The organism is Pseudomonas sp. IT-P171 (assembly GCF_949767765.1).
Lineage (GTDB): Bacteria > Pseudomonadota > Gammaproteobacteria > Pseudomonadales > Pseudomonadaceae > Aquipseudomonas > Aquipseudomonas fluorescens_B.
Window position 1 is genome coordinate 109,420 of sequence record NZ_CATKQN010000059.1, and the last position, 26,043, is coordinate 135,462.

General features: G+C 58.1%; 19 protein-coding genes and 4 tRNA genes. 9 read left to right on the plus strand and 14 right to left on the minus strand.

The window, feature by feature from the left end; genetic code table 11:
• Positions 1-29: 29 nt before the first annotated feature.
• The gene (locus ACM6I5_RS28260) at positions 30-683 is read left to right on the plus strand and encodes an HAD family hydrolase (RefSeq protein WP_017337372.1); all 654 of its coding nucleotides are present in this window, start codon (positions 30-32) and stop codon (positions 681-683) included.
• 98 nt (positions 684-781) lie between these two features.
• Here ACM6I5_RS28260 and ACM6I5_RS28265 read toward each other — a convergent pair whose 3' ends face one another.
• The gene (locus ACM6I5_RS28265) at positions 782-1,744 is read right to left on the minus strand and encodes a zinc-binding dehydrogenase (protein ID WP_017337371.1); all 963 of its coding nucleotides are present in this window, start codon (positions 1,742-1,744) and stop codon (positions 782-784) included.
• Positions 1,745-1,882: 138 nt separating this feature from the next.
• Here ACM6I5_RS28265 and ACM6I5_RS28270 point away from each other — a divergent pair, with 138 nt between their 5' ends.
• Both ACM6I5_RS28270 and ACM6I5_RS28275 read left to right on the plus strand, forming a co-directional pair.
• On the plus strand, positions 1,883-3,964 hold the full coding sequence (locus tag ACM6I5_RS28270) for a carboxy terminal-processing peptidase (RefSeq protein WP_162491070.1): 2,082 nt from the start codon (positions 1,883-1,885) through the stop codon (positions 3,962-3,964).
• Positions 3,965-4,110: 146 nt separating this feature from the next.
• Positions 4,111-5,901 (plus strand): bifunctional diguanylate cyclase/phosphodiesterase, encoded by a 1,791-nt coding sequence (locus ACM6I5_RS28275; RefSeq protein WP_017337369.1) that lies wholly within the window; start codon positions 4,111-4,113, stop codon positions 5,899-5,901.
• Between the two features lie 142 nt (positions 5,902-6,043).
• On the opposite strand, the gene ACM6I5_RS28280 is transcribed toward ACM6I5_RS28275, so the two are convergent.
• The 5 genes from ACM6I5_RS28280 to ACM6I5_RS28300 form a co-directional block, all read right to left on the minus strand.
• Positions 6,044-6,442: a sel1 repeat family protein gene (locus ACM6I5_RS28280; protein ID WP_414885124.1), complete on the minus strand. Its 399-nt coding sequence runs from the start codon at positions 6,440-6,442 to the stop codon at positions 6,044-6,046.
• Entirely contained in the window at positions 6,443-6,814 is a 372-nt protein-coding gene (locus tag ACM6I5_RS28285) for a hypothetical protein (RefSeq protein WP_003223109.1), read from the minus strand. It abuts the gene before it with no gap.
• A complete protein-coding gene (locus ACM6I5_RS28290) occupies positions 6,811-7,152 on the minus strand; it encodes a helix-turn-helix domain-containing protein (protein ID WP_017337367.1) in 342 nt (113 codons plus the stop codon). Before ACM6I5_RS28290 ends, ACM6I5_RS28285 begins: the two co-directional genes overlap by 4 nt.
• 113 nt (positions 7,153-7,265) lie before the next feature.
• Positions 7,266-7,721 (minus strand): YkvA family protein, encoded by a 456-nt coding sequence (locus ACM6I5_RS28295; protein ID WP_017337366.1) that lies wholly within the window; start codon positions 7,719-7,721, stop codon positions 7,266-7,268.
• 293 nt (positions 7,722-8,014) lie between these two features.
• Positions 8,015-8,731: an FKBP-type peptidyl-prolyl cis-trans isomerase gene (locus tag ACM6I5_RS28300; protein ID WP_017337365.1), complete on the minus strand. Its 717-nt coding sequence runs from the start codon at positions 8,729-8,731 to the stop codon at positions 8,015-8,017.
• 260 nt (positions 8,732-8,991) lie between these two features.
• Between ACM6I5_RS28300 and ACM6I5_RS28305 the strand changes: the two genes are divergently transcribed.
• Both ACM6I5_RS28305 and ACM6I5_RS28310 read left to right on the plus strand, forming a co-directional pair.
• A complete protein-coding gene (locus ACM6I5_RS28305) occupies positions 8,992-10,809 on the plus strand; it encodes a di-heme-cytochrome C peroxidase (RefSeq protein WP_017337364.1) in 1,818 nt (605 codons plus the stop codon).
• A gap of 29 nt (positions 10,810-10,838) precedes the next feature.
• Complete coding sequence (locus ACM6I5_RS28310; protein WP_031318580.1) at positions 10,839-11,975, plus strand: catalase family protein; 1,137 nt, start codon at positions 10,839-10,841, stop codon at positions 11,973-11,975.
• A gap of 135 nt (positions 11,976-12,110) precedes the next feature.
• On the opposite strand, the gene ACM6I5_RS28315 is transcribed toward ACM6I5_RS28310, so the two are convergent.
• The 4 genes from ACM6I5_RS28315 to ACM6I5_RS28330 form a co-directional block, all read right to left on the minus strand.
• Positions 12,111-12,187: transfer RNA gene (locus ACM6I5_RS28315), tRNA-Asp, on the minus strand.
• A gap of 19 nt (positions 12,188-12,206) precedes the next feature.
• Positions 12,207-12,282 (minus strand) — tRNA-Val (locus ACM6I5_RS28320).
• A 188-nt stretch (positions 12,283-12,470) separates the two neighbouring features.
• Positions 12,471-12,547 (minus strand) — tRNA-Asp (locus tag ACM6I5_RS28325).
• A 19-nt stretch (positions 12,548-12,566) separates the two neighbouring features.
• Positions 12,567-12,642 (minus strand) — tRNA-Val (locus ACM6I5_RS28330).
• A gap of 160 nt (positions 12,643-12,802) precedes the next feature.
• On the opposite strand from ACM6I5_RS28330, the gene rdgC reads away from it, so the two are divergent.
• From rdgC to sugE, 3 genes are all read left to right on the plus strand, one after another.
• Positions 12,803-13,723, plus strand: a complete 921-nt coding sequence (gene rdgC, locus ACM6I5_RS28335; RefSeq protein WP_017340046.1) for a recombination-associated protein RdgC — start codon at positions 12,803-12,805, stop codon at positions 13,721-13,723.
• A gap of 155 nt (positions 13,724-13,878) precedes the next feature.
• Complete coding sequence (locus ACM6I5_RS28340; RefSeq protein ID WP_017340047.1) at positions 13,879-14,844, plus strand: bile acid:sodium symporter family protein; 966 nt, start codon at positions 13,879-13,881, stop codon at positions 14,842-14,844.
• A 119-nt stretch (positions 14,845-14,963) separates the two neighbouring features.
• Positions 14,964-15,278 (plus strand): quaternary ammonium compound efflux SMR transporter SugE, encoded by a 315-nt coding sequence (sugE, locus tag ACM6I5_RS28345; protein ID WP_017340048.1) that lies wholly within the window; start codon positions 14,964-14,966, stop codon positions 15,276-15,278.
• Between the two features lie 77 nt (positions 15,279-15,355).
• Here sugE and ACM6I5_RS28350 read toward each other — a convergent pair whose 3' ends face one another.
• Together ACM6I5_RS28350 and ACM6I5_RS28355 are read right to left on the minus strand one after the other, a co-directional pair.
• Entirely contained in the window at positions 15,356-16,120 is a 765-nt protein-coding gene (locus ACM6I5_RS28350; RefSeq protein ID WP_414885125.1) for a TenA family transcriptional regulator, read from the minus strand.
• Between the two features lie 78 nt (positions 16,121-16,198).
• On the minus strand, positions 16,199-18,658 hold the full coding sequence (locus tag ACM6I5_RS28355; protein ID WP_414885126.1) for an EAL domain-containing protein: 2,460 nt from the start codon (positions 18,656-18,658) through the stop codon (positions 16,199-16,201).
• Positions 18,659-19,003: 345 nt separating this feature from the next.
• Here ACM6I5_RS28355 and ACM6I5_RS28360 point away from each other — a divergent pair, with 345 nt between their 5' ends.
• Complete coding sequence (locus ACM6I5_RS28360) at positions 19,004-23,593, plus strand: hypothetical protein (protein WP_414885127.1); 4,590 nt, start codon at positions 19,004-19,006, stop codon at positions 23,591-23,593.
• A gap of 1 nt (position 23,594) precedes the next feature.
• On the opposite strand, the gene ACM6I5_RS28365 is transcribed toward ACM6I5_RS28360, so the two are convergent.
• On the minus strand, positions 23,595-25,412 hold the full coding sequence (locus ACM6I5_RS28365) for an ABC transporter ATP-binding protein (protein WP_017340052.1): 1,818 nt from the start codon (positions 25,410-25,412) through the stop codon (positions 23,595-23,597).
• Positions 25,405-26,043 carry a DsbA family protein gene (locus ACM6I5_RS28370; RefSeq protein ID WP_214377598.1) on the minus strand — a complete coding sequence of 213 codons (639 nt, stop codon included), beginning with the start codon at positions 26,041-26,043 and terminating at the stop codon, positions 25,405-25,407. Before ACM6I5_RS28370 ends, ACM6I5_RS28365 begins: the two co-directional genes overlap by 8 nt.

Sequence of the window (26,043 nt, forward strand, 5' to 3'; positions counted from 1 at the left end):
TTGCTGATGTTGAAGAGAGAACTGCACTGATGGCACTGGCAATTTTTGATCTGGACGAAACCCTGATCCACGGCGACTGCGCCACCCTCTGGAGCGAGCAAATGGGCCGCCTGGGCTGGGTCGATCCCGAGTCGTTCATGCGGCAGAACAACGAATTGATGGACGCTTACAGCCACGGCAAGCTGCGCATGGAGGAATACATGACCTTCAGCCTCGAGCCGATGATCGGACGCACGCCGGAAGAGATCGACCATCTGGTGGGGCCGTGGGTGGAAGACTTCATCGAACCGATCATCTTCAGCGACGCCACCAAGGCCATCGCTGCGCACCGCAAGGCGGGTGACCGGATTCTGGTGATCTCGGCGTCGGGTACGCACCTGGTCAGGCCGATTGCCGATCGCTTGGGCATCGACGAGATTCTGGGTATCGAACTGGAGGTGCTGCATGGGGTTTACAGCGGCCACACCGTTGGCACGCTGACCTACCGCGAAGGCAAGATCACGCGCTTGCTGGAATGGCTGGATGCGGAAGAGGAAAACCTGGAAGGCGCGAGTTTCTATTCGGATTCACGCAATGATTTGCCGTTGTTGCTGAAAGTAGAATTCCCACACGTGGTGAACCCCGATCCGGTGTTGCTTGAGCACGCTGAAAAGGCTGGCTGGCCGATCCATACCTGGAAATAAAAGCAAAAGATCGCAGCCCGCGGCAGCGCCTACACTTGAATGACGAACATCCTGTAGGAGCTGCCGAAGGCTGCGATCTTTTCAAAGCATCCCCGATCTCAGGTCAGGCTTTCGTCGATCACCAGCACCAACTTCCCCGCCACCTTATTGGTCGCCAACTCGGCAAACGCCGCTTCCGCATCCTTGATCGGAAAAGTCTTCGCCAACTGCGGACTCAACCGCCCTTCGGCAAACAGCGGCCAGACATGCTGGCTCAAATCGCTGAACAGATCCGCCTTGAACTGATCGTCACGACTGCGCAAAGTCGAACCCAGCAGCTGCACACGCTTGGCCAGCACCTGCGCCAGATCCAGCTTCGCTTCACGGCCACCCATCAAGCCGATCAGCACCCAACGGCCATCGCGGGCCAGCAGTTTCAGGTTCAGTGCGGCGTAGTTACCGCCGACCGGGTCGAGAATCACATCGAACGGCCCCAGGTCGCTCAAGCTTTCAAGTTCGTCGGTGCGTACCGCGCCCCCCTGGGCACCCAGCGCTTCACAGTAAGCCAGCCGCTCGGCAGAACCGACGCTGACCCAGCACGGGCTGCCGAACGCCTTGCACAACTGAATGGCGGCTGAACCGATTCCACTTGCTCCGGCGTGCAGCAGAACTTTCTCACCGGGCTTGAGCCCCGCCAGATGAAATAAATTTAACCAAACGGTCGCATAGACTTCGGGTAGCGCTGCCGCCTCTACCAAGGACAATCCTTCGGGCACTGCCAGCACATGCCGTCCGTCGACAACCACCTCTTCGGCCATCCCACCCCCGGCCAGCAAGGCGCAGACCCGATCACCCACCTGCCATGACGACCCCGGGCCGACCTCGCTGATCACCCCGGAACACTCCAGACCCAGTACCTGACTGGCCCCCGGCGGTGGCGGGTAAAGTCCCGCCTTCTGTAACAAATCGGCGCGATTGAGGCCCGCTGCCGCCACCCGAATGCGAACTTGCCCTACATCACATGTAGGACTGGGCTCATCAAGCCACTCCACTTGACCTTCCACGCCTTGCAATGCTTTCACAGTGCCTCCATAGTGAGTCTGGACTGAGCCCGAAGCTGTATCGCCGGGCTTTTTGCATTATGCGACCGGCCCTTGTGGAACCGGCGACTTCAAAGACGGCCTAATATGCGTTATCAATTGTCCCCGCGTCGAATCAGCATGAAGCATCTGTTCCCCAGCACCGCCCTCGCCCTATTTATTGGTATCGGCCTGATGCCGATGTCGAGCAATACGTTCGCAGCCAATAGTTGGGACAAGCTTCAGCCTGATCGTGACGAAGTGATCGCCAGCCTGAATGTCGTCGAGTTGCTCAAGCGCCACCACTACAGCAAGCCCCCGCTCGATGACGCACGCTCCGTGATCATCTACGACAGCTACCTCAAGCTGCTGGATCCGTCGCGCAGCTACTTCATGGCCAGCGACATTGCCGAATTCGACAAATGGAAAACCCAGTTTGACGACTTCCTCAAAAGCGGCGACCTCAATGCCGGTTTCACCATCTACAAGCGCTACCTGGACCGCGTAAAAGCGCGTCTGGACTTTGCCCTTGCAGAGCTGAACAAGGGCGTCGACAAGATCGACTTCACCGCCAAGGAAACCTTGCTGATCGACCGCAAGGACGCTCCTTGGCTCAAGTCCACCGCAGAGCTCGACGACCTGTGGCGCAAACGCGTCAAGGACGAGGTTTTGCGGCAGAAGATCGCGGGCAAGGACTCCAAGCAGATCCAGGAAACCCTGACCAAGCGCTACAAGAACCAATTGGCACGTCTGGACCAGACCCGCGCGGAAGACATCTTCCAGGCCTACATCAACACTTTCGCCATGTCCTACGACCCGCACACCAATTATCTGTCGCCGGATAACGCGGAAAACTTCGACATCAACATGAGCCTGTCCCTCGAGGGCATCGGCGCCGTGTTGCAGAGCGACAACGATCAGGTGAAAGTCGTGCGCCTGGTGCCTGCGGGCCCGGCCGACAAGACCAAGCAGGTCGCACCGGCCGACAAGATCATCGGCGTTGCCCAAGGCAACAAAGAGATGGTCGACGTGGTTGGCTGGCGCCTCGACGAAGTGGTCAAGCTGATCCGTGGTCCGAAAGGCACCGTGGTGCGACTGGAAGTCATCCCGGCCAGCAATGCGCCGAACGACCAGACCTCCAAGATCGTGCCGATCACCCGCGAAGCGGTGAAGCTTGAAGACCAGGCTGTCAAGAAGTCGGTCCTCAACCTGAAACAGGACGGCAAGGACTACAAGCTCGGCGTCATCGAGATACCGGCCTTCTACCTGGACTTCAAGGCCTTCCGTGCCGGCGATCCTGACTACAAGAGCACCACGCGCGACGTCAAGAAACTGCTGACCGAGCTGCAGAAGGACAAAGTCGACGGCGTGGTCATCGACCTGCGCAACAACGGCGGCGGTTCCCTGCAGGAAGCCACCGAGCTGACCAGCCTGTTCATCGACAAAGGTCCGACCGTTCTCGTGCGTAACGCCGACGGCCGGGTCGATGTGCTGGAAGATGAAAACCCGGGCGCGTTCTACAAAGGCCCGATGGCGTTGCTGGTCAACCGCTTGTCCGCCTCGGCTTCGGAGATTTTTGCCGGCGCCATGCAGGACTACCACCGCGCGCTGATCATTGGCGGCCAGACCTTCGGCAAAGGCACCGTGCAGACCATTCAGCCGCTGAACCATGGCGAACTGAAACTGACCCTGGCCAAGTTCTATCGGGTTTCCGGTCAGAGCACACAGCATCAAGGCGTTCTGCCGGACATCGATTACCCGTCGATCATCGACACCAAGGAAATCGGCGAAAGCGCCCTGCCGGAAGCCATGCCGTGGGACACCATCCGCGCGGCGATCAAGCCGGCGAGCGATCCGTTCAAACCGTACATCACCCAGCTCAAATCCGAGCATGACGTGCGCACGGCCAAGGATGCGGAGTTCGTGTTCATCCGCGACAAACTCGCCCTGGCGCAGAAACTGATGGCGGAAAAAACCGTCAGCCTCAATGAAGCCGATCGTCGTGCACAACATACCGATATCGAAGCCAAGCAGCTGGTGATGGAAAATATCCGTCGCAAGGCCAAAGGCGAAGAGCCGCTCAAAGAGCTGAAGAAAGAGGACGAAGACGCACTCGCGGCCGAGCCGGACAAGACCAAACCGGAAGACGATGCCTACCTGAGCGAGACGGGTCGGATTCTGTTGGACTACCTGAAACTCAATACCGCGGTCGCCAAGCACTGAGTGGTGACAAGCAAGATGATGGCAATTTAATGCTGACGCTCCCGTAGCGTCATCAAACAGTCATCATTCTGTCGTGAAATAAAGGACTGGGAGCCTCTTTTTATCCAAGAGCGCTCCCAGTCCTTTTTTTATCGCCAGAGATCGCCATGACCACTACCGAACAGCTGGGTGCGTTGAGTTCAATACTGACTCAAAGCGGTTTGCACAGCCTGTTCCAGCCAATCATTTCGCTCTCTGAACGACGAATTATCGGCTACGAAGCCCTCAGCCGCGGCCCCTCCAACAGCCCGTTGCACTCGCCTGTCGCCTTGTTCGCCGTCGCCCGCCAGGCCGGCCGTTTGAACGAGCTGGAAATTGCCTGTCGCGAGAGCGCTTGCCGACGGTTCAATGAACAGCAACTGCCCGGCAAACTGTTTCTCAACGTATCGCCGGAATCCCTGCTCGAAGCCGCCCACCAGCCGGGTCGAACCCTGCAACTGCTACAGGATTTCGGCATACCGCCCAGCCAGGTGATTATCGAACTCACCGAACAGACCCCGATCGATGATTTCCAGCTGCTGCAAAACGCGCTGCACCACTATCGGGCAATGGGTTTCTCCATTGCACTGGATGATTTGGGGGCGGGTTATTCGAGCTTGCGCCTGTGGTCCGAGCTGCGGCCTGACTATGTGAAGATCGATCGGCACTTCATCGACGGTATTCATCAGGATGCACTCAAGCGCGAATTTGTCGGATCAATCATGCAAATCGCCAAAGCCTCCCGGGCGCAAGTGATTGCTGAAGGTATCGAACTGCCTGAGGAACTGGCCATATTGACCGATATGGGCGTCGATCTGGTCCAGGGCTATTTGCTCTGTCGGCCCCAGGAACATCCGCCCCGGGATGCTCGAAGCCTGATGCCCAAGCAGGACAGCTCCGCCGTGGCGCTGAATGACGAAGGCAGTGACCTCAGTGCCCTTTTGAAGGATCAGCCAGCGGTCGCGCGGGATACGCCGACCGCGACGGTACTGGAAGCCTTCCGTCGCCAGGCCAACCTGAACTCGCTGGCGGTGCTCGACGAACACGGCCATCCCTGCGGCATCGTTCACAGGCATTCGCTCTCGGACGCCCTGCTCAAACCCTTTGCCACCGACCTGTTCGCCCGCAAGCCCATCAGCCGCTTGATGAACGATGACTTTCTCGCCGTCGAGATGAGCCAGTCGCTGCAACAGGTCAGCCGCCTGATCACCAGCCGCGCCCGACAACGCATTGAAGAAGACTTCATCATTACCCTGAACGGCGGGTATCTGGGGTTGGGTCGGGTGATCGACGTACTGAAGCTGATTACCGAACTGAAGATCCAGCAGGCCCGCTATGCCAATCCGCTGACCCTGCTACCGGGCAACGTACCGATCCAGCAGTGCCTGACGCGCCTGCTGCAACAGCAACGGGAATCGGTGATCTGCTATGTGGACATTGACAGTTTCAAGCCCTTCAACGACATCTACGGCTACGGTCGTGGGGATGAAGTCCTGCTGTGCCTGGCGCAATGCCTGAATGATCGCGTCGACCCTTCCCGCGACTTTGTCGGCCATATCGGCGGCGATGATTTCCTGCTGGTGCTCGGCCCGGAAGACTGGCGTAAACGCTTGAACCAGTTGCTCGACGATTTCCAGAGCCAGTGCCGGCGCTTCTACCGCAGTGAACATCTGGAGGCAGGCTGCTTCATCGCCCCGAACCGCCAGGGTGTACGGCAGGAATTTGCGCTGCTGTCACTGTCGATCGGCGTGGTGCATTTACATCCACAGGCCTGTGGACAACTCGATGCGAGCCAGTTGGCGGAAATGGCGTCGCAGGCCAAGCATCACGCGAAGAATGTGCCGGGGTACAGCGTGCATGTGATTGACAGTTTGGCGCTGCCTGCGCGAGAGGATGAAGTGCTGATGGGGCAGCGATGACTGGGCGTAAGCCTTCGCGGGCAAGGCCGCTCCCACAGGGTTTGGTGTCGAACGCAACATTCACCATCGACACAAGAACTGTGGGAGCGTGGCTTGCCCGCGAAGGCGTCAGACCGGCCGACTCAGATCAAGAGGTTCACCCTTAACCGCGAGACGCCAACTCTTTCAGCTTCATCTCAGCCAACGGATGCCCGGCCTTCGCGGCCATTTCCCAAAATCGCGCCGCTTCAACCGGATCCGGCGCCTTGCTCGCCGTCCCGGCCAGGCAGATCACGCCCACCTGATACGCCGCCTTGCCATCCCCCGCCAACGCCGCCAGGCGCAGCAAGCGAACGCCTTCCTCACGAGCCCCCAGGCCAACGCCGCGAAAGGCCAGGATGTGGCCATAGAAGCTTTGAGCACTGACGTCACCCAGATTGGCCATGCGTGCGAAATGGCCTTCGAGCCAGCGCCAGCCACGGGGCTGGCGCACGAACCATGTCCAATGAAACAACCTGCGGGCCAACCAGTAACCGGCTCGCGCCTTGAGCTTTAAAAACACTCAGGCTTCCGCCGATTCGGGGTATTCGTATTCGAAGACTCGCACCACTTCCGAGGCATGCCACGAGGCGGCAGCAACACCATCGGACGGCCCGGAGAAACGCCCCAGGCGCTCGACACATTCGAAGAACCCAGTGCGCGGCAGGCGACTGGCGCCCTGACTGATCACCAGCGAGCTGCGCAATGGCTGCTCGGCCTTGGCGTCCAGTGCGGCCAGGTGTTCAAGGGCGGCGGTCAGGGTTTGCATTGCCGGCGTGGGCAATTGCAAGCGCTCGAGCAGCGCTCGATAGGTCAATAAATGGCGCTGGCGGCGCGCCTGATCCAGCTCGCCCAGCAACCCGTCCCAATGTTGACGACTGATGCGTACGCTCACGATTCTTCCCTCCACCCTGGCACCGTCAATTCCCAGGCCAGGCTGCGGCGAATCGCAGCGTCGGGTTGACGCTCACCACTTTCGATCAAGGCCAGATAAGACGGGCTGATGCCTACCGTGCGGGCGAGCGCCTCAATGGCGATGCCCTTCCCTTCGCGCAAACTGCGTAGTTGATCCAGACCTGGAAGAATCTGGTCTGGTGCTGCGGCGTGACGCACTGGCGCGTCAGGTGCCGGTTGTTCATTGATGCCTGCTGCTTTCAGTAGAGCCTGATACTGAGCCCACGGCAGAACCGCATATTCGGGCTCGCCTTCGCGTGTGATTATCTGAATATCCATGACTTCCCCGTAGGACAACGACACTTAGCGAGTCGGCGCTTTTCCCTAGAAGTGTAATCCTAACAGCGGCCAAGGTCGCGGGGGTATGAATATAGGGATGATCCTGAATCGGCTCAGTTTTTTTTCGGTCCCTGAAGCTGAAGTTGCTCCGGGGTGTCGGGCAGTCGCTCGACCACCGCGAGTTTTTCCGGCAACTGGCGGTTGCGCCATGCACGGAAAGCATTGAGCTCGTCATCGAGGACTTTCATCAGCCAGGCGAGCACGGCGATGTCATCGAGCATGCCGAACACCGGGATGAAATCCGGAATCGCATCCACCGGGCTCAGGAAGTACATCAGGCCTGCCACCACCGAGATCAGCGCTTTCGGGCTGATGGCGCGGTACTCGCCACGCCAGTACGCCAGGCACAGCGCCTGCAGCAGGCGCAGGTCGTCTTTGAGCTTGCCCAATCGGTTGCCCTGGCTGGCGCCTTTGCTGGCCACCGCGAACAACAGCGTCGGCAATCGTCCGCGGGCGAGCAGGCGGCCGGCCAATGGCAGGAAACGAGCGAAATTCCAGGGTGCTTTCATCATTCCTCCCACTGAAATGTTATCCACACAAATTGTGGATAACCTTGTGAACAGACCTGCATTTCATGGCTGAAAGCCCCGTTTCATAAGGGCTTTGCTCAGATCGGGCGTTTTTTACTCACATAAAAAAACCCAAGATTTCATTGACTTGGCGCTCTGACGCGGTTAGCGCGGGCGTCCTCAATGGCTATGACTCCAGCGTACCGCGTCCGTTCGCTTTGTTTACCCTCACCAACCGCCAGATGCAACAACGCCCCGCATAAGCGAGGCGTTGTTGTCAGAGCAGACGCTGATTACTTCGCGGCGTCGTCTTGCTTGGCTGGATCCTTGATCGCCAGCAGTTCCAGGTCGAATACCAGCACCGAGTTGGCTGGAATCGCCGGGCTTGGGCTTTGGGCGCCGTAAGCCAGTTCGCTAGGGATGTACAGTTTGTACTTCTCGCCAACGTGCATCAGTTGCAGGCCTTCGACCCAACCCGGAATCACGCCGCTAACCGGCAGATCGATCGGACTGCCGCGCTCGACGGAGCTGTCGAAGACGGTGCCGTTGGTCAGGGTGCCGGTGTAGTGAACAGTCACCACGTCAGTCGGCTTAGGCTGTGGGCCATCCGCTTTTTTGATCACTTCGTATTGCAGGCCCGAAGCAGTGGTGGTGACACCGGCTTTCTTGGCGTTGTCTTCGAGGAATTTCTTGCCGGCGGCTGCCGACTCTTCACTCATTTTGGCCATGCGCTCTTCAGCGCGCTTTTGCAGCGCGGCGAAGGCTTCGACGAGTTCTTCGTCCTTCAGCTTCTGTTCTTTCTTGCCGACGGCATCTTCGATGCCCTGGGCTACGGCTTTGGAATCCAGGTCATCCATGCCTTCCTGAGCCAGGCTCTTGCCCATGTTCAGGCCAATCCCGTAGGAAGCTTTTTGCGCCGGGGTTTTCAGCTCTACGCTGGTCTGCGAATCACAACCCGCAAGTACCAGGCTAACCAGGGCCACCGCCGCCGCCAACCGATGCTGTTTCATGCTATTTCCTTGTTCATGCGCCTAAAGGGCAATCGAGTAAAGCCGCGAGCTTATCAGGCGGCCACGACCAATGGCTACCGGCATGAGAGCAGGAAACTTCTGATAAGTTCAGGTGTTTTAACGCATTTCCGGAATCAGATGATGAAGCCTCTGTCATCTTCGCCTCACAGACACAACTGAGCAGTCCCACAACATCTGGCGTAATGGCCACTTGCCGCACGCCTGTAGCTGAGGCATAAGAGAGCGACAAATCGACAAGGATGTTTATCTTGCACCTCTTTTATCGCTTGCTGGTTCTGATCGTTCTGTTGCTGGGCGTGTGCCTGGCCGTGATTCTGTATTACGTCGCCAACCCGAAATTGCCGACCTGGACGCCTGCGCAGCAGGTGCATTATCTCGAGCAGTGGAGCGCGACGGACCGCCAGACCTACTACTTCACGCCTCAAGGCACCCAAGTCAAAGGCTTGCGCTACGACTGGTTCAACGCGCTCGAACTGCCTTTTTCGCAACAGCGCTTTGCCGCTCCGGAATACCTCGCACGCTTCGGTTTTCTGGTCGATCCCGCGCAGAAAGCCACGCCCAATAACCCCGGCAACCTGCCCGTAGGCTTTGCCCGTCATCAAAACCCAGGCAGCCCGGATCAGTTTCTGGACATTACCTGTGCCGCCTGCCACACCGGCGAGTTGCGTTTCAACGGCCAGGCTATCCGCATCGATGGTGGTTCGGCACAGCATGTCTTGCCTTCCAGCGTTCCGACACTGCGCGGTGGCAGTTTCGGACAGGCACTGGTCGCCAGTCTCGCTTCGACTTACTACAACCCATGGAAATTCGAACGTTTCGCTCGCAACGTGCTGGGCCAGGACTACGACGCCCGGCATCAACAACTGCGTAAAGACTTCAAGACCTCTCTCGACACCTTCCTGAAAGTCGCCTGGAACGACACCCACCGCGGGCTCTACCCGACCGAGGAAGGCCCTGGCCGTACCGACGCGTTCGGACGCATTGCCAACGCCAGTTTCGGTGACGCGATATCACCCACCAACTATCGGGTAGCCAACGCGCCGGTCGACTATCCACAACTGTGGGACATGTGGACCTTTGACTGGGTCCAGTGGAACGGCTCGGCACAGCAGCCTATGGCGCGCAATATCGGTGAGGCCCTGGGGGTAGGCGCCACGCTGAACTTCTTCGACAGCAACGGGCAGCCCCTCAAGGGCGACAATCGCTACCCGTCCAGCGTCCGGGTGCGCGATTTACACCAGATCGAAGAAACCCTGCAGCGACTCAAGCCGCCGGCCTGGCCGGAAGCCCTGCTGGGTGCCATCGACAAACCGCTGGCGGCCAAGGGGCGTGCGCTGTTTGCAGAGAACTGCGCCGGTTGCCACGTTCCGCGGGCGACCCAGGAAGGCGAACGCTGGGTACAGCATTTGCACATGCTGCCCGTCGACGTCATCGGCACCGATCCGACTGCCGCGAACAACATCGCCAACCACCGTTTCGATCTGACGGCTCTGCAATGGGACCCGGCGGAGCTTGCGCAAATGGACGTCAAGTTGCACCCCGAACCCAAGGAACCGCTGGATCTGAGCCAGCTGTCAGTGGCCAAGGGCCTGGCCTACGTCACTGCGTTCGTAGAAAACCGCGCTTACCGTGAGGCCAAGGTCACAGCGGAGGAGAAAACCAAGCTCGACGGTTTCGGCCTGCCGATCGGCGTTCGAGAAAAAGTGGCCTACAAGGCGCGGCCACTGGCGGGCGTGTGGGCGACGGCGCCGTTTCTGCATAACGGTTCGGTGCCGAGCATTTACCAACTGCTATCGCCCCAGGATGAACGCGCGACCACTTTCTACAAAGGCACGTTCGACTACGACCCGCGACACCTGGGCTATCGCACCGAAGCCTTCACCAACGCATTCCTCTTCGACACGCGCTTGACCGGCAACCACAACAGTGGCCACGAATTCCGCGCCGGTGAGCGTGGCAACGGGGTGATCGGCCGGTTGTTGCAACCCGAGGAGCGCTGGGCGCTGCTGGAGTACCTGAAAGTGTTGGGCGGCCCGCTGGAGGCGCAACTGCCATGATCATGACCACCTTCAAAAAGGATTTGCCGATGCTCGCCCGATTCTGGTTGTGGCTGGGCCGCCTGCTCGGCAAAACCCTGCTGATTCTGCTGTGCGTCGGCCTGCTCGGATGGGCGCTGGTCACTGCCTGGTATGCCTGGCAGCACCGCGGCCCGGTCTCGGCACTGGAGCAGATTCCGGAGGGCGAAGCCGCCATGACCCGGGATGTGATTCAGACTGCCGTGCGCATTGTCGACCAGCACCGTGAAAGCACCCGCTACCTGCGCGACGCCCATGCCAAGGCCCATGGCTGCGTGAAAGCCGAGGTACAGGTGTTGCCGGAACTGGCGCAGGACCTGCGCCGCGGCGTCTTCAGCGAACCGGGCAAGCGCTGGCAGGCGACCATGCGCCTGTCCAACGGCAACGCTTATCCGCAGTTCGACAGCATTCGGGATGCCCGGGGCATGGCGATCAAATTGTTGGATGTGCCGGGCAAGCCACTGCTGGGCGATCGCCAAGGGCAACACGAGCAGGACTTTGTGATGTTCAGCCATCCGAACTTCTTTGTCAGCGATGTCGCCGAGTACCGTCAGAATGTCGCGGCTCAGGCTGACGGAAAAAAGATCATGGCGTTTTTTCCTGGCTGGGATCCGCGCACCTGGCAGGTCCGTCATTTGTTCATCGCCCTGGCGACACTGTCCCCGCCGCCGGAAAGCCCGACACGCACCACTTATTTTTCGGTATCGCCGTATAAATTCGGCGAGGCCAACGCCAAGTTCCGGGTGATGCCGGATTCGGACAACTGCCCGGCCTACACCTTGCCCAAGCAGAACCAGGATCTGCCGAACTTCCTGCGCAGCGCCCTGACTCAACAGTTGTCCACGGACCGGGTGCCGGCGTGTTTTGTCTTGCAGATCCAGCGCCAGGATGCGAACAGGTTCATGCCGATCGAAGACACCAGCATCGAGTGGCGCGAGCAGGATGCGCCGTTCGAAACCGTGGCCCGGATCACCCTGCCCCCTCAGGACTTCGACACCCCGGCGCAAAATCTGCAATGCGACAACCTGTCATTCAATCCATGGTTCGGCCTGGAGGCTCATCGTCCGATTGGCGGTATCAACCGGCTGCGCAAAGCCGTGTACGAAGCGGTCAGCGACTACCGGCACAGTCGAAACGCCGAACAGTAAGCAGAAACGAAAAAAGCGACCCGCGGGTCGCTTTTTCAATGGAAGCCAGCCTAGCCAAACTCCAGACAGCAAAAAGCCCGCATTGAGCGGGCTTTCCGTGGTGACCTGGCGTTCAGCGTTCCAGATTACCGAATATGGCGCAGCGGACGGGACTCGAACCCGCGACCCCCGGCGTGACAGGCCGGTATTCTAACCGACTGAACTACCGCTGCGCGTAGCGTTGAAAGTAAATGGTGGGTGATGACGGGATCGAACCGCCGACATTCTGCTTGTAAGGCAGACGCTCTCCCAGCTGAGCTAATCACCCTTTACCTTCGTTGCGGGGCGCATTGTGCCACAGATTTTCATAACGTGTTGATTTAATTGATAAATAACTCAAAAAAATCTGAAAACCGGTGAAACGACGCATCCTGCAGGAACTTCAGGCAGAAAAAAACCCGCGTTAGCGGGCTTTTCCGTGGTGACCTGGCGTTCAGCGTTCCAGGTTACCGGATATGGCGCAGCGGACGGGACTCGAACCCGCGACCCCCGGCGTGACAGGCCGGTATTCTAACCGACTGAACTACCGCTGCGCGTAACACTTGAAGCGAATGGTGGGTGATGACGGGATCGAACCGCCGACATTCTGCTTGTAAGGCAGACGCTCTCCCAGCTGAGCTAATCACCCTTCACTTTCGGTGTGGCGCGCATTCTACGGAGCGACCTCACCTCTGGCAAGCACTTTTTTAAATAATTTTTTCAGGCCTTCCAAAGGCTTAGAGAAGGGTTGGCCTATGGCGCCACGAAGAGAATAATGCCCCACTTTGTATAAAGGAGAGACTCGCCCCATGTGGTTCAAAAACCTGCTTATCTATCGCCTGACCCAAGATCTGCCTTTTGATGCCGAGGCGTTGGAAACTGCACTGGCCACCAAACTGGCGCGTCCTTGTGCAAGCCAGGAGTTGACCACCTACGGTTTCGTCGCGCCATTTGGCAAGGGCGAAGATGCACCTCTGGTGCACGTCAGCGGCGACTTCCTGCTGATCTCCGCGCGTAAAGAAGAGCGCATCCTGCCGGGCAGCGTCGTGCGCGACGCCGTGAAGGAAAAGGTCGAAGAGATCGAAGCCGAACAAATGCGCAAGGTCTACAAAAAGGAACGCGACCAGATCAAGGATGAAATCATCCAGGCCTTCCTGCCTCGCGCCTTTATCCGCCGTTCGTCGACCTTCGCAGCCATCGCACCGAAACAAGGTCTGATTCTGGTCAACTCGGCCAGCCCGAAACGCGCCGAGGACCTGCTGTCCACCCTGCGCGAAGTCATTGGCACACTGCCGGTGCGTCCACTGACCGTGAAAATGTCCCCGACCGCCACGATGACTGAATGGGTCACAACCCAGAAAGCCGCGGACGATTTCTTCGTGCTGGACGAATGCGAACTGCGCGACACCCACGAAGACGGCGGCATCGTGCGCTGCAAGCGTCAGGACCTGACCAGCGAAGAAATCCAGTTGCACTTGAGCACTGGCAAAGTGGTCACCCAGCTGTCGCTGGCGTGGCAAGACAAACTGTCTTTCGTCCTCGACGACAAGATGGTGGTCAAGCGCCTGAAGTTCGAGGATCTGTTGCAGGATCAGGCGGAACAGGACGGCGGCGAAGAAGCCCTCGGCCAACTGGATGCCAGCTTCACCTTGATGATGCTGACCTTTGGTGATTTCCTGCCGGCGCTGGTTGAGGCGTTGGGTGGGGAAGAGACACCTCAAGGCATCTGATTCTACAAATCGGCGGCGCCTGTAAAAGATCGCAGCCTGCAGCAGCGCCTACAGGGAAACGCATTCCCATGTAGGCGCTGCCGCAGGCTGCGATCTTTTTTTGCCAGCGGCGTATGCTTAGCTCCCTAACGCTTTCTTACAATAAGGATCAGGCCATGCGTGCACTGGCTGCATTGAGTCGTTTTGTCGGCAACACCTTCGCTTACTGGGTTCTGATTTTCGCCGTCGTGGCCTTCTTGCAACCGACGTGGTTCATCGGCCTGAAAGGCGCCATCGTCCCGTTGCTGGGGCTGGTGATGTTCGGCATGGGCCTGACCCTCAAACTCGAAGACTTCGCTGAAGTCGCCCGCCATCCGTGGCGTGTGGCCCTGGGCGTCGTTGCACATTTCGTGATCATGCCCGGTGTGGCATGGTTGCTCTGCCAGGTTTTCCACTTGCCGCCGGAAATCGCCGTTGGCGTGATTCTCGTCGGCTGCTGCCCGAGCGGCACCTCGTCGAACGTGATGACCTGGCTGGCGCGTGGAGATCTGGCATTGTCGGTTGCCATCGCCGCCGTGACCACCCTCCTCGCTCCGCTGCTGACCCCTGCATTGATCTGGCTGCTGGCTTCGGCCTGGTTGCCGGTGTCGTTCATGGAGCTGTTCTGGTCGATCCTGCAAGTGGTGTTGTTGCCCATCGTGCTCGGCGTGGTCGCTCAGCGCCTGCTCGGCGCTCGGGTTCGCCACGCGGTGGAAGTGTTGCCGCTGGTTTCCGTGGTCAGCATCGTGATCATCGTCACCGCTGTCGTCGCTGCCAGCCAGGCGAAAATCGCAGAGTCCGGCCTGCTGATCATGGCCGTGGTCATGCTGCACAACAGCTTTGGTTACTTGCTCGGGTACTTCACCGGGCGTCTGTTCAAGCTGCCCTTGGCCCAGCGCAAATCCCTGGCACTGGAGGTCGGTATGCAGAACTCCGGTTTGGGCGCCGCGCTGGCCAGCGCGCATTTCTCACCGCTGGCGGCGGTGCCGAGTGCGTTGTTCAGTGTGTGGCACAACATTTCCGGAGCACTGCTCTCGACGTATTTCCGCCGGATGAGCGAGAAAGAAGATCGAGAGACAGCAGCTCGACAAGCAACCGAATAAGCGACCAGCTTGATCCCCGGTTTAATGATGGGCACTATATTGCGCAACGCGAGGACGACCTCGCGGCTCGATCGAGTCATTAATCTGGGGACGACCCCGTCAATCGATGGAGGTCTCTCATGTCCTGGGTCATTCTGTTTTTCGCCGGACTGTTCGAAGTAGGCTGGGCTGTCGGCTTGAAATACACCGATGGTTTCAGCCGCCCTCTTCCCACCGCATTGACCGTTGCCGCCATGGCCATCAGCCTTGGCCTGCTCGGCCTTGCCATGAAGGAACTGCCGCTGGGCACCGCTTATGCGATCTGGACCGGCGTGGGTGCGGTCGGCACGGTCATCGCCGGGATCATTCTGTTTGGTGAGTCCATGGCGCTGTTCCGGCTCGCCAGTGTGGCGTTGATCATTGCCGGGCTGATTGGATTGAAAGTCAGCACCTAGCCATTGCCGGCTCATACAAAGCCCGCTCCCCCGGCAATACCGGGGGAGCGGGCTTTTTCACCGACATGAAAAACCGATCAGCTTTCAGCCAGCGCCCTGCGCTCACGCGCCGCGACCGGAGCCTTCTCCACAGGTTCAAGCTGCATGCAGCGTTCCAGGAACAGGAACATGTAGTCGTAGCTTTTGCACACCGCCTGACGCAACTCCGCCTGCAAGGACTTGCTCGGATTCAATCCTGCCAGCGTGCAGATGATTTCCAGCGCCTCCCATGGATGGGCGTCGTCGTACTGGGCATGCATCTTCAGCCACTTCATGGCCCGCTTGCGATCTTCCTCGGGGAACGCTGCCGCATAGACACCACTGGAGCAGACCAGCGCCGACCACTCACCTGTCGCGCCTTCAATGGCGTAGTTGGTGGCAGCAATGGCAACGATCAGCGAATCTGCCGAACTGGTGTGCCAGCACCAGTGGCTCAAGGCATGAAGTTCCGGGGCAACCTGTTGCGCCCGCAGATCTTCCAGGCTGACACCGTGAGCGCGGCTCCAGTGCACCCAGTAATCGGCGTGGTTCAATTCCACACGGATGTTGCGCATCAACCAGCGGCGCGCCATATCCTCGCCGGGGTGGCGGGCAAAACGGGTCTTGGTCAGGTTCTGGGCCATATATAACGCGAACTGTTCGACCACCGGCCAACCACCAATCAGGTAGTGACGCATGGTTTTGGCGCTGAGTTTATTGTCTCGCATGCGCCTGTACAGTTCGTGTTCGACAACCCGGCGTTTACTCTCGCTGCAATCCTGGATCAGTTGCTGAGCCCAGGCGGGGTAACTTGCAGCTTCCATGAGGGGGCCGGTTCTGTTGAATGTGTCGATCACTGTCGGGTTCCTTTTGATTGTGATTGTAAGGATCAGCAAGAGATTTCAACGGAACGTGCCAGGCGCCTTGAATAACAACGGCTGTGGCCTGGCAGGACGACTTTGCAAACTATCGCAGGTAAACAGATGCGGGCGCTCAATCACATACCCTTGAGCGTAATCCACCCCGATCTCAAGCAATGCCTGCTCGATCTGGGGTGTTTCAACAAACTCGGCAATCGTACGCTTACCCATGACATGCCCGATGTGATTGATCACTTCGACCATGGCGCGGTTAATCGGGTCGTCCAGCATATCCTTTACGAAACTCCCGTCGATCTTCAGGAAGTCTACAGGCAAATGTTTCAAGTAGGCGAATGAGGACATACCGGCGCAAAAGTCGTCCAACGAAAAGAGACAACCTAAGCCTTTGAGTTCATTAATAAATCTAATTGCACTTCCAAGATTGGAAATGGCGCTGGTTTCAGTAATTTCAAAACAAATCATTTCAGGCGGTATGGAGTAAGTAATGAACTGTTGACGCAGGAAGTCCAGGAATGCCTCATCTCCGATAGTTGTGCCTGACAGATTAATCGCACACATCGCCAACGGCCCTTTATGTTTCTCCGCTATACATTGGGCAATGATCTTGAAAACATTCTGCACAACCCAACGATCAAGCGAAGTCATCAGGCCATAACGTTCCGCCGCCGGAATAAAGCTGTCGGGCAATATCATGCGCCCGGCTTCATCATGCAGGCGCAACAGGATTTCGATATGACCGCCACCCTGTTCGACATGACCCAATGTGGCGATTTCCTGGGCATACAGACAAAAGCGGTTCTCTTCCAGCGCCATGTGCAGGCGCTGCACCCAGGCCATTTCGCCAAAGCGCAGGGACAGTTCAGAGTCATCGGCGTGATAGACCTGGACCCGGTTGCGGCCCTTTTCCTTGGCCATGTAGCAGGCCATGTCGGCGGCGCGCAGCGACGTTTCGAGGGTGGTCGGGTGCTGATTGATATGCACCAGCCCGATGCTCACGGTGGTCACGAACGGCCGGCCTTTCCAGACGAAGTGCAGGTTCTGCACGGTCTGGCGCAGGCCCTCGGCGATTTTCTCTGCGGCTTCCGGCGCACAACTCTCCAGCAGGATGCCAAACTCGTCGCCGCCCAGGCGGGCCAGGGTATCGCCTTCGCGCAGCCCCGATTGCAGCAACGCGCAGATATGCCGCAACAACTCGTCTCCCGCCGCGTGGCCACAGGTGTCGTTGACCAGTTTGAACTGATCCAGGTCGAGGAACATCAGGGCATGGCGCCCCACCTGCCGCGTCAGGTTATGCAGCACCTGCTCCAGCCGATACTCGAATTCGCGGCGGTTGGCGAGACCGGTCAGGGCATCATGGGTCGCCTGCCAGGACAGATTGGCAATGTACTGCCGCTCCTGGGTCATGTCGTGCAAGACCAGCACGGTGCCGCTGACCTTGCCGGCATTACGGATCGGCGCGCCAACCAGCGTGACCGACACTGTGCTGCCATCCAGGCGTTGAATCAGTTTGGATTGTTCGCTGCCGCCGCTGAGCTGGCCGCTCAGGATGTGTTCGATCAGCGTAAAGCCGTCGGCCTGGGCGTTTTCGTCCAGCAGATTGAACAGCGCTGCCAAGGGCAACCCTGTCGCCTGCTCGGCCTTCCAGTGCGTCAACGCTTCGGCGGCCGGGTTCATGTAGGCAATTGCGCCGTCGACATTGGTGGTGATCACGCCATCGCCAATCGATTGCAGAGTGATCTGCGCGCGTTCTTTTTCCAGCTGCAGCGCGTCGGCGAAGGCATGGCGCTGCTTTAGCAGTTTGTGCGTGCGCATCAGGGCCAGGACAATCAAGCCCAGCGCCGTAGCAAGGTTGGTCACCAGCAACAGCCGCAGGATCATCCGCGAGCCTTCACCCAAGGCATCGCTGAAGGCCTTCGCCGCCGGTGTCACACTTTCGTTGATGACGAATATCTGATCTTTCCAGCGCTTGATATCAGCATCGGTGGCCTGGCCGGTAGTGATGCGCTGATGCATTTCCCGCGCAATGTCATCGAGTTGCACCAGATACGCGTCGCCTACCCTCCAGAGGTCAATGGCTTTCTCGTGGTAACTGAAGTGCCGAAAATTGAGGTACAGCCAGATCACGCTGGACACGTCGTCCGGGTGGTTCCCACCCTTGAGGACCCCCTGGCGTGCCGCTTCGATGTCCGGAGGCTGATGGTCCAGCGCCAGACGCAACTCGTGGCCGCCCTGAGGCACGGCGATGGAGTTCTGGTATTTGAGGAATATCCTCTCGTCGCGACTGTCCGCGTAGAGGTTCAGGTAATAGATGGCGTCTTTCTGGCCCTTGGACCAGAGGCTTTCGCCAGCAACGTAGCCGCGCACCGCCGAAAGTACATAAAGGCTGACGCCGCCCAGCAAGGCCTGAAACAGCACGACGGCGATAAATGGCCAGACAATGCCCAACAACCGGGGCGTTCCGAGAGTCCGCGTTCGATTCATGAGGTCCCTTGTTTTAGCACTGCCCGATCATCATCCAACGTGATCGCTACAGCTAGACTAGGGTGCGTTTTCGATCCCGGCAAGCGGGCAGCCCTTTCTATGGGCAACTGTCAGTAAATAACTGTTTTCAGTGAGATGCAGACACACCACGCGCACCAGTTCCCCGAAAAAAAACGCCATCACATAACTATGTACCGCTCCCTCTTGCTCATTTTCTCTTGAAATCGGACCACGTCTACATCGCTGTCGAGCGATGCACCGCCCCACTAATAATCAAGAGAAAGCCCACTAATGCCAACAGCCACTCCAAGCGCGACACATCCCTCCTCACCCTCACATGCTCAAATGCATAAAGGCCAGTTAGAAGATTACGAACTCATGCTGACGGCGATGCGTGACGTCAATCTGCACAACTCAATACCGATTCGGCGTTTTTCACCGCTACATAGAGTGAGCGAGGACGGGTACAACGCGTTGTGGCAATTACTGCGCGATAACGACTACATAGCTATGTGTATAAAGCTCAAGCTTCAGCACTCTGATCTTTACGCTAGCTTCAATGATGGCAACTTTATCTATCAAGCTTGGGATACCGATGGCAACCGAGTTTCTTTGGCATTGACGGAGTTTTCAAAATGGCAGGCGCTGAAGGTCCGGATCGAACGGGCCGCGACGTTACTGGGAGGAGCGATACACTCTAACCGCTATATCACTATGGAGAGGATATGCCAGTTTTACGGGCTTACCCCGTGGAGGCGGCTACATCCGCAGGAACATCCCGCGGCTATCGCAGCCCTTGAAGAAAAAATCGCCATCCACCGCTTGAGGCTGGAATACGATTTCGACGCGCTCGATCTAAAGCGCCCGCTCACGGTACAGGATCGGGAAAAATTTCAGCTTCTCCAGCAAGCGTCTCCTGACACTCCACTCGATGTGCAACTACTCCATAACGATCAGGTTCGCGCCGAAATAATTGACGCAGTTAATCTGTTTCTTCCTGAGAACGAACCGTTACTACTGCACTATCTAGCCAAAAGCATTCTTTCCTCGGAAACGATCGGGCAAGTCCGCGCGACACCGACTGTTTATCTGGAAAAAATCCTGCGAAGCCCTGAGGCTGAAAAGCTGGCCGACATCTTACTGAGCACAATGAAGTGGTACGGCGGAGAAGCGGACGAACAGACCTCTCCATTCATCCGGACCAGACTGGTCGCCAACGCGCTGCAGTATTGGCTGTCTGCACAGACCCAGGACAACCCCGCTTTGATCGCCGGTTATGACCTGCAGTCCCGCGCCAATTGGGGAAAAGGATACAAGGCTATCCGCAACGAATTTGAAACCCATTTGCGCACTGCAAAATTGGCAGCCACGGTAAAAGAAACAATCGTCATGGCCCAACTTTTTTTACCCCGGTTTCCGATCGAGTTTCGCGTCAGGGATATTCCGGAAGATCTTGCATATCGGAGTTCGGCCGTCTGGGTCAATTTCGTCAATGGAGTCAATTTCGTAAACGCCGTCTCACCTGAATTACTGGACAGGCTGAGCTTCCAGCAGTTGGTCAACGTGCCCATGCACCGGACCGAAGTGGCAACGACGGAAGAATTGAATCTCATCAGTCTCACGAGGCTGCCTCCCACGCTGGATTGGGCCACCACCCTCGGTTTCATTGCGCAAAAACCCCTCAAGGACTACACGCAAGCCGACATCGAACGAGCCTGCTCCGAACTGGAAAAACACTCGAAAGAGGTCAATCAAGCGGTTCTGCGCATCAATGAGGAGCCACCCAAACGCCTGTCCATTGCCAAGGCTGAAATACAAACGCTGTTCGGAAACGAAGCCTTCACTACCGATGGACGCAAACTGGCCAGGTATGACGAGTTGGCTTCGATCGGCTTTCGCGACCCACCGCCACTCAGGGGCAAGGAATACAAATATTACTCGTTCGCCGATGTGTTGGCGTCCGGCATGTTCGACGATCGGCAACGTTGGTTTGTGACTAAGGCCGACGGCGTGACCTTAAGCAAACAATGGATCAGGATGGACGGGGACCGGTATGTAAAAACCGAGGGGCCGTGGCCGGTTCCCGGTCGCAACTGGGAAAACCGCCTTCGGCCAGTTCTGTCACCGTGGAGCAAAATTCCCGATGTTCCTGCGCTGTTTGACGAAGCCTTCAAGCAGCATCTGGAAACAATCACGGCGGCCTATCAAACATTGATTAGAACGCTGTTAACCTCACTTCCATATGCCGACCGCCTGGCCCTGGAGGTGGGCGAAGTGAAGATTTACAGCCTGCGCAAGGAAACCAGGAAAGTCGCCGCCAAGGACGAGACGCCCGAAATAACCTTGCCGCTCAGAGCGCGCAACGGCGTGATACTGCAAGCGACCCAAATAAAAGAACCCATCGGGGACGAAGCCGCGGTTGGCGCGACCACTTTTTACGAGCTTCTCCCAAAAGCCGGTGTGATACGTCGTCTCGAAAACTTTGATGCGACGTTGTTGACTCCCCGGATCGGGGCAATGGCAACCACCTCCAGTGGTGCCTATATGGATGTCATCCGCGACAGGCATTTACCCTTCGACTGGGACGCGCACTCAAACGGCACCCAGCCTAAGGCATCGGCCTTCTGCGAGGCCATAATCGATCAACTGCCACCGGCGCTCAGCGCAGTTTCCGAGGTCACCGAGAATCATCAACGCGCCCCGTTGACCCTGTCTTCCAGCCGCTCGGCGGCTATCAGCCGACATATAGCCACCGAACTCCTGTTCGTTGACCCGCAAGCGTTGCGCACGTTTGCGAAGGGTCAGACCAAGTTTGAACGGGAAGACGCTCAACGCAGAAAGATATTGATGATCGCAAAGATGTTTGTGCCGTTCTGGGGGCCAGTCGAAGACTTGATGTCAGACGATAAGAACCGCATCGCGTTGGGAATAGTCGGCCTGTTTTTCGACGTGATTTCGTTTGTGATCCCCATTGGCAAATTCGCCACGGGATCGATAAGACTGATCAGCAACGCGGGCCAGCTGGCCACTCGAGCAACGCTTCCTTCATTCACCACGCTGACAAAAACGCTGTTGGTATCGACGCTACGAGCGTTGAACCCGCTTGAGATTGTTCCCGCGCTGCTCAAAGGTTTGGGAAAAACGGCGCAGTACACTTACAAAGGCGTCACGTTCAGATTCAACCAACTGGCGGGAAAAATCCGCTACTACGAGTACGTGCGCAGCTTGCCTCAGTTGAGCGACGCCGGACGCTGGATGCCTGCAACGCGGGTTGATCAGTTAGCCAGCATTAAAGGCCTGCACGATGTGCCAATACGCAACATCGGCGCCTCTGGCAAGACGGACATGCGCTTGGTCGATCCATTGTCCTCAAAGCCCTACGGCCCTTCGTTAAACACCCGCGCCAGTGATCTCTCGCCTGGACAATCGCACTACAGCCCCCTGGAAAGCGGCAATCAGCAATCGGTTGTGGAGCTAGCCAACACTCGCCACGTACGCGAAGTACTTGAAGTGGACGGCCGAACCACGCTGTTCATCGATGACGTACCGTATCGACTGAAAGGTGACACGCTTTATCGTGCTGACTTGATTGACCCGAGCGATTGGCTGAAATCGATCCCTTGCCGACCGCGACGCGCCCCGGGAGACGTGTGCACAACCCGTTATGTCATGCGAGACCCGGCCCCGATACCCGCGGAGGGCACGTTCGATGAAACCAGGGGCTGGGCCACCTGGTTCGGCGACAGCATTTACACACCGGGCGCTGCCGACGCGCCCCTGACAAGGGTTTCGTTGGCCACTCACACAACACTCGACGCGACGATGGAATTCCGCAAAGGCATGTACGGACGGGTCAAAGTCAACCTCACTGAAAAGGGTGTGACCGATACCTTCCACTCCGGAGCCGTCATCGCCGACTCGGTCGACGGATCGAAACAGTATGTTTTCACACGTCTCGATGCAGGGGATTTTTACGTTGCCGAGCTGGCGAAAGGGCAAAACCTGCGTGAGGCATTGGTCTTCAAGCAGGCGTCAACCTTGTCCGCCGAACTGCGGCGCGAGTTGATGGTGGTGTACACCGGCTCGTTGAATGCCAACAACATAGCGAATATTTATGGTGTGGATCGGGTTGAGCGCGCGCTAAAAACGATGGAAGAGATCGCCATACCCATAGGCGGCCATGCCAATCCACCCGATACGCTCAGATTGATCAAGGTCGATACCAGCCCAGGCGAGGCGGTCCTGTTCGATCACTCGACGCGAATGATCGTCACCCAGCTGCCCAAAGGTGCAACAAGCTGGTCGCGCAGCAAGGTCGCATCAGAAGCCCTGCGTCAAAGAACAGTGGAAATTTTCGATACATTGTTCCTTGAGCCGAGCATCGTGCTGAAAAATGCCGACAACGCATTGAGGATCGACGGCACGATGAAAAAGCTTCACAAGCTTATCCCTCGTCACCAGCGCTCGTTCAGACCCAGAAACATCGCTTATGCCGAAGTCGTCACCGCCACCGGGACGCGGGAAGTTTATGTAAGCGTTTCGGGAGCACAGGGGACGACGGGATATCTGCCTTTGTTCAGAAGTAATCTTGGCGCCTCTCAGGTCAAGGTGGGTGCAGCGACCTACTTCAATGTTGATATGAACGAAGTTTTTCCCAGCACATCACTCCGAGTATCGGATGAAGGCAAATTACTCGCGGTGCCGGCGACAATAAAAGATATTGAAAGCTATACCCCGATACTGACTCACAAACCCACCTCACTGGACAGTGAAAGCAAGCTGATCAGCGTGATTCGCGAAAAGTACCCCGATCCCGGATCGATCGAAACGGTTAACGTCGCCACGACCATGCCACCCTGCGAATCCTGTTCGGTTGTTATCAAGGAATTCGGTTTCGACGGCGGTGAAAATGCGCTGAACGTGCTGTGGCACTGATCTAATGTTGTTGCAAATGCCCATACAGCTTGGCGTACAAACCACCCTCGGCAATCAGTTGCTGATGGTCGCCATCTTCGGCAATCTGCCCGCCGTCGAACACCAGCACTCGGTCGGCCTGCTTCACGGCTGACAAGCGGTGCGCAATGATCAGGGTGGTGCGGTGGCTGAGGAACCGCGCCAATGCCTGGTGCAGGTTGTATTCGGTGGCGGCATCCAGCGCTGAAGTGGCCTCGTCGAGGATCACCACTTTCGGTTCGGCCAGCACCATCCGTGCAATCGCCAGGCGTTGGCGCTGGCCGCCGGACAAGCGCACGCCGGAACGCCCGACGATACTGTCCAGGCCGTTGGGCAATTCCCGAACCGTGTTGTGCAGTTGTGCAATTTCCAGTGCTTGCCAGCAGGCTTCGTCACTGCGCTCACGGCCCATGGTCAGGTTGGCGCGGATGGTGTCGTTGAACAGCGCCGGATGTTGCAGGACCACCGCGACATTCTCGCGAACCGTTTCCAGTCCGATCTCCTGCTGGGTCGAACCACCGAAGCGGATGGTTCCTGCCTGTGGCGTATAAAGACCCAGCAGCAACTGCACCAACGTACTTTTGCCGCCCCCGCTGGCGCCGACAATCGCGACTTTTTCACCGGGAGCGATGGACAGGTTCATCTGGTTCAGCACCAGCTCGTCGCCGTAACCGAAACTCAATCCCGTGACTTCGATACCCACGGTTTCACGACCGTTGAACGGGTCGACCCCGCCCGGGTATTCCGGCTCATCGGCACGGGCCAACAGTTCGTTGATCCGCGACAACGCGCCACCGGCGGCGTAGTAGGCGTATTGCAGATTCAACAGCTGTTCCACCGGACCGATCATGAACCACAGGTAGCTGAACACCGCGAGCATCTGGCCGATGGACAGGTCGGAAAACAACACCGTAAGCATCGCCGCGGCGCGAAAAATATCGATGCCGAACTGGAACAGCAAACCGCTGGCCCGGTTCGAGGCATCGGTTTTCCACTGCGAAGTCACCGCGTAATCACGTACTTCGCGAGCTCTCTGGCCGAGGCGCCCGAGGAAGAAGCCCTGACGGTTGCCAGCGCGCACTTCCTGGATGGAATCGAGGGTTTCGGTCAGCGCCTGGGTGAAGCGCGAGGTGCTGTCGTTCTCGAGTTTCTTCAGGTGTTTGACCCGCTTGCCCAGTAGCACCGTGGCGTAGATCACCAACGGGTTGAACAGCATGATCAGCAGCGCCAGTTTCCAGTGCATCCAGATCAGGATGCTCGCCGTACCGACCAGGGTCAGCATGGCGACGAGGAAACGGCTGAGGGTTTCGCCGACGAATTTGTCCACGGTATCCAGGTCAGTGACCAGGTGCGTGGTGACCGTGCCGCTGCCCAGGCTTTCGTACTCGCCCAGCGAGATGCGCTTGAGCCGTTCGATCAGCCTTATGCGGATGCGGTAGACGATGTCTTTGGCCAGTGCCGCAAACAACTTTGCCTGCACCACGTTGAACAGCAAGGCACCACAGCGCAGCAACAAGGTCACCAGCAGCATCAGGCCGATGTACCCCGCCGCTTTCTGCCAGCCTTCGGGCAGCGCGTGGTTCATGATCTTCAGCGCAGAGTCGCCATGCCCCAGCAGCACTTCATCGACCAGCAACGGCAAGAGCAAGGGAATCGGCACGCTGCACAACGTTGCCAGTACGGCCACACCGTTGGCGATCCACAGGGCTTTCTTGTGATGCAGGGCCAGTCGGCGGATTTCCGCCCAGCTCAGACGGTCGACACGTGTAGCGGTTGCGGTGTCGTCAGGCTGGTCATGCACAGGCAGCGCGCTCCAGCCAGCGGCCGAGCAGCGGTGACAGAACGCTTAGAGGCTGATAGCCATTGGTCAACAACGCCAATTGACCATCACGCTCCGCCAGCAAGGTGGGGAAACCGGCGATGCCGAGGTCCTGCACCCAAGTGAAATCGGCCGCTGTCGCGGCATGTTGATCGGCGCGGTCGAACGCGGCCGCGAACTCGATGCGTGGCAAACCGGCCTGCTCCGCCAGTTCCACCAGTACACTGGCGTGGGTGACATCGCGGCCTTCTGCATAAAACGCATGCTGGATCAGACCGAGCAGTTTCCATGCGCAATCCGGTGCCAGGCTGCGCGCCGTCACCAACGCCCGACAGGCGGGTTCGGTGTCGTACACAAAGCCTTCGGGCAGCGCGCCTTCGGTCTTGAAGGGTTGGCCGGTGGCCTCGGTGACGGCTTGCCAGTGTTCAAGAATGTAACGCCGGGTGGTCGGCTCCAGCGCCGAACCACTGCCAGTGCGCAAGCCACCCACCACCAAATGCACATCCACACCCGCCGCCTGCGCCTGTTCGACCAGCGCATTGGCCACTGGCGCAAAACCCCAGCACCAGGAACACATCGGGTCCATCACATAGAGCAGGCGGCGAGCAGACAT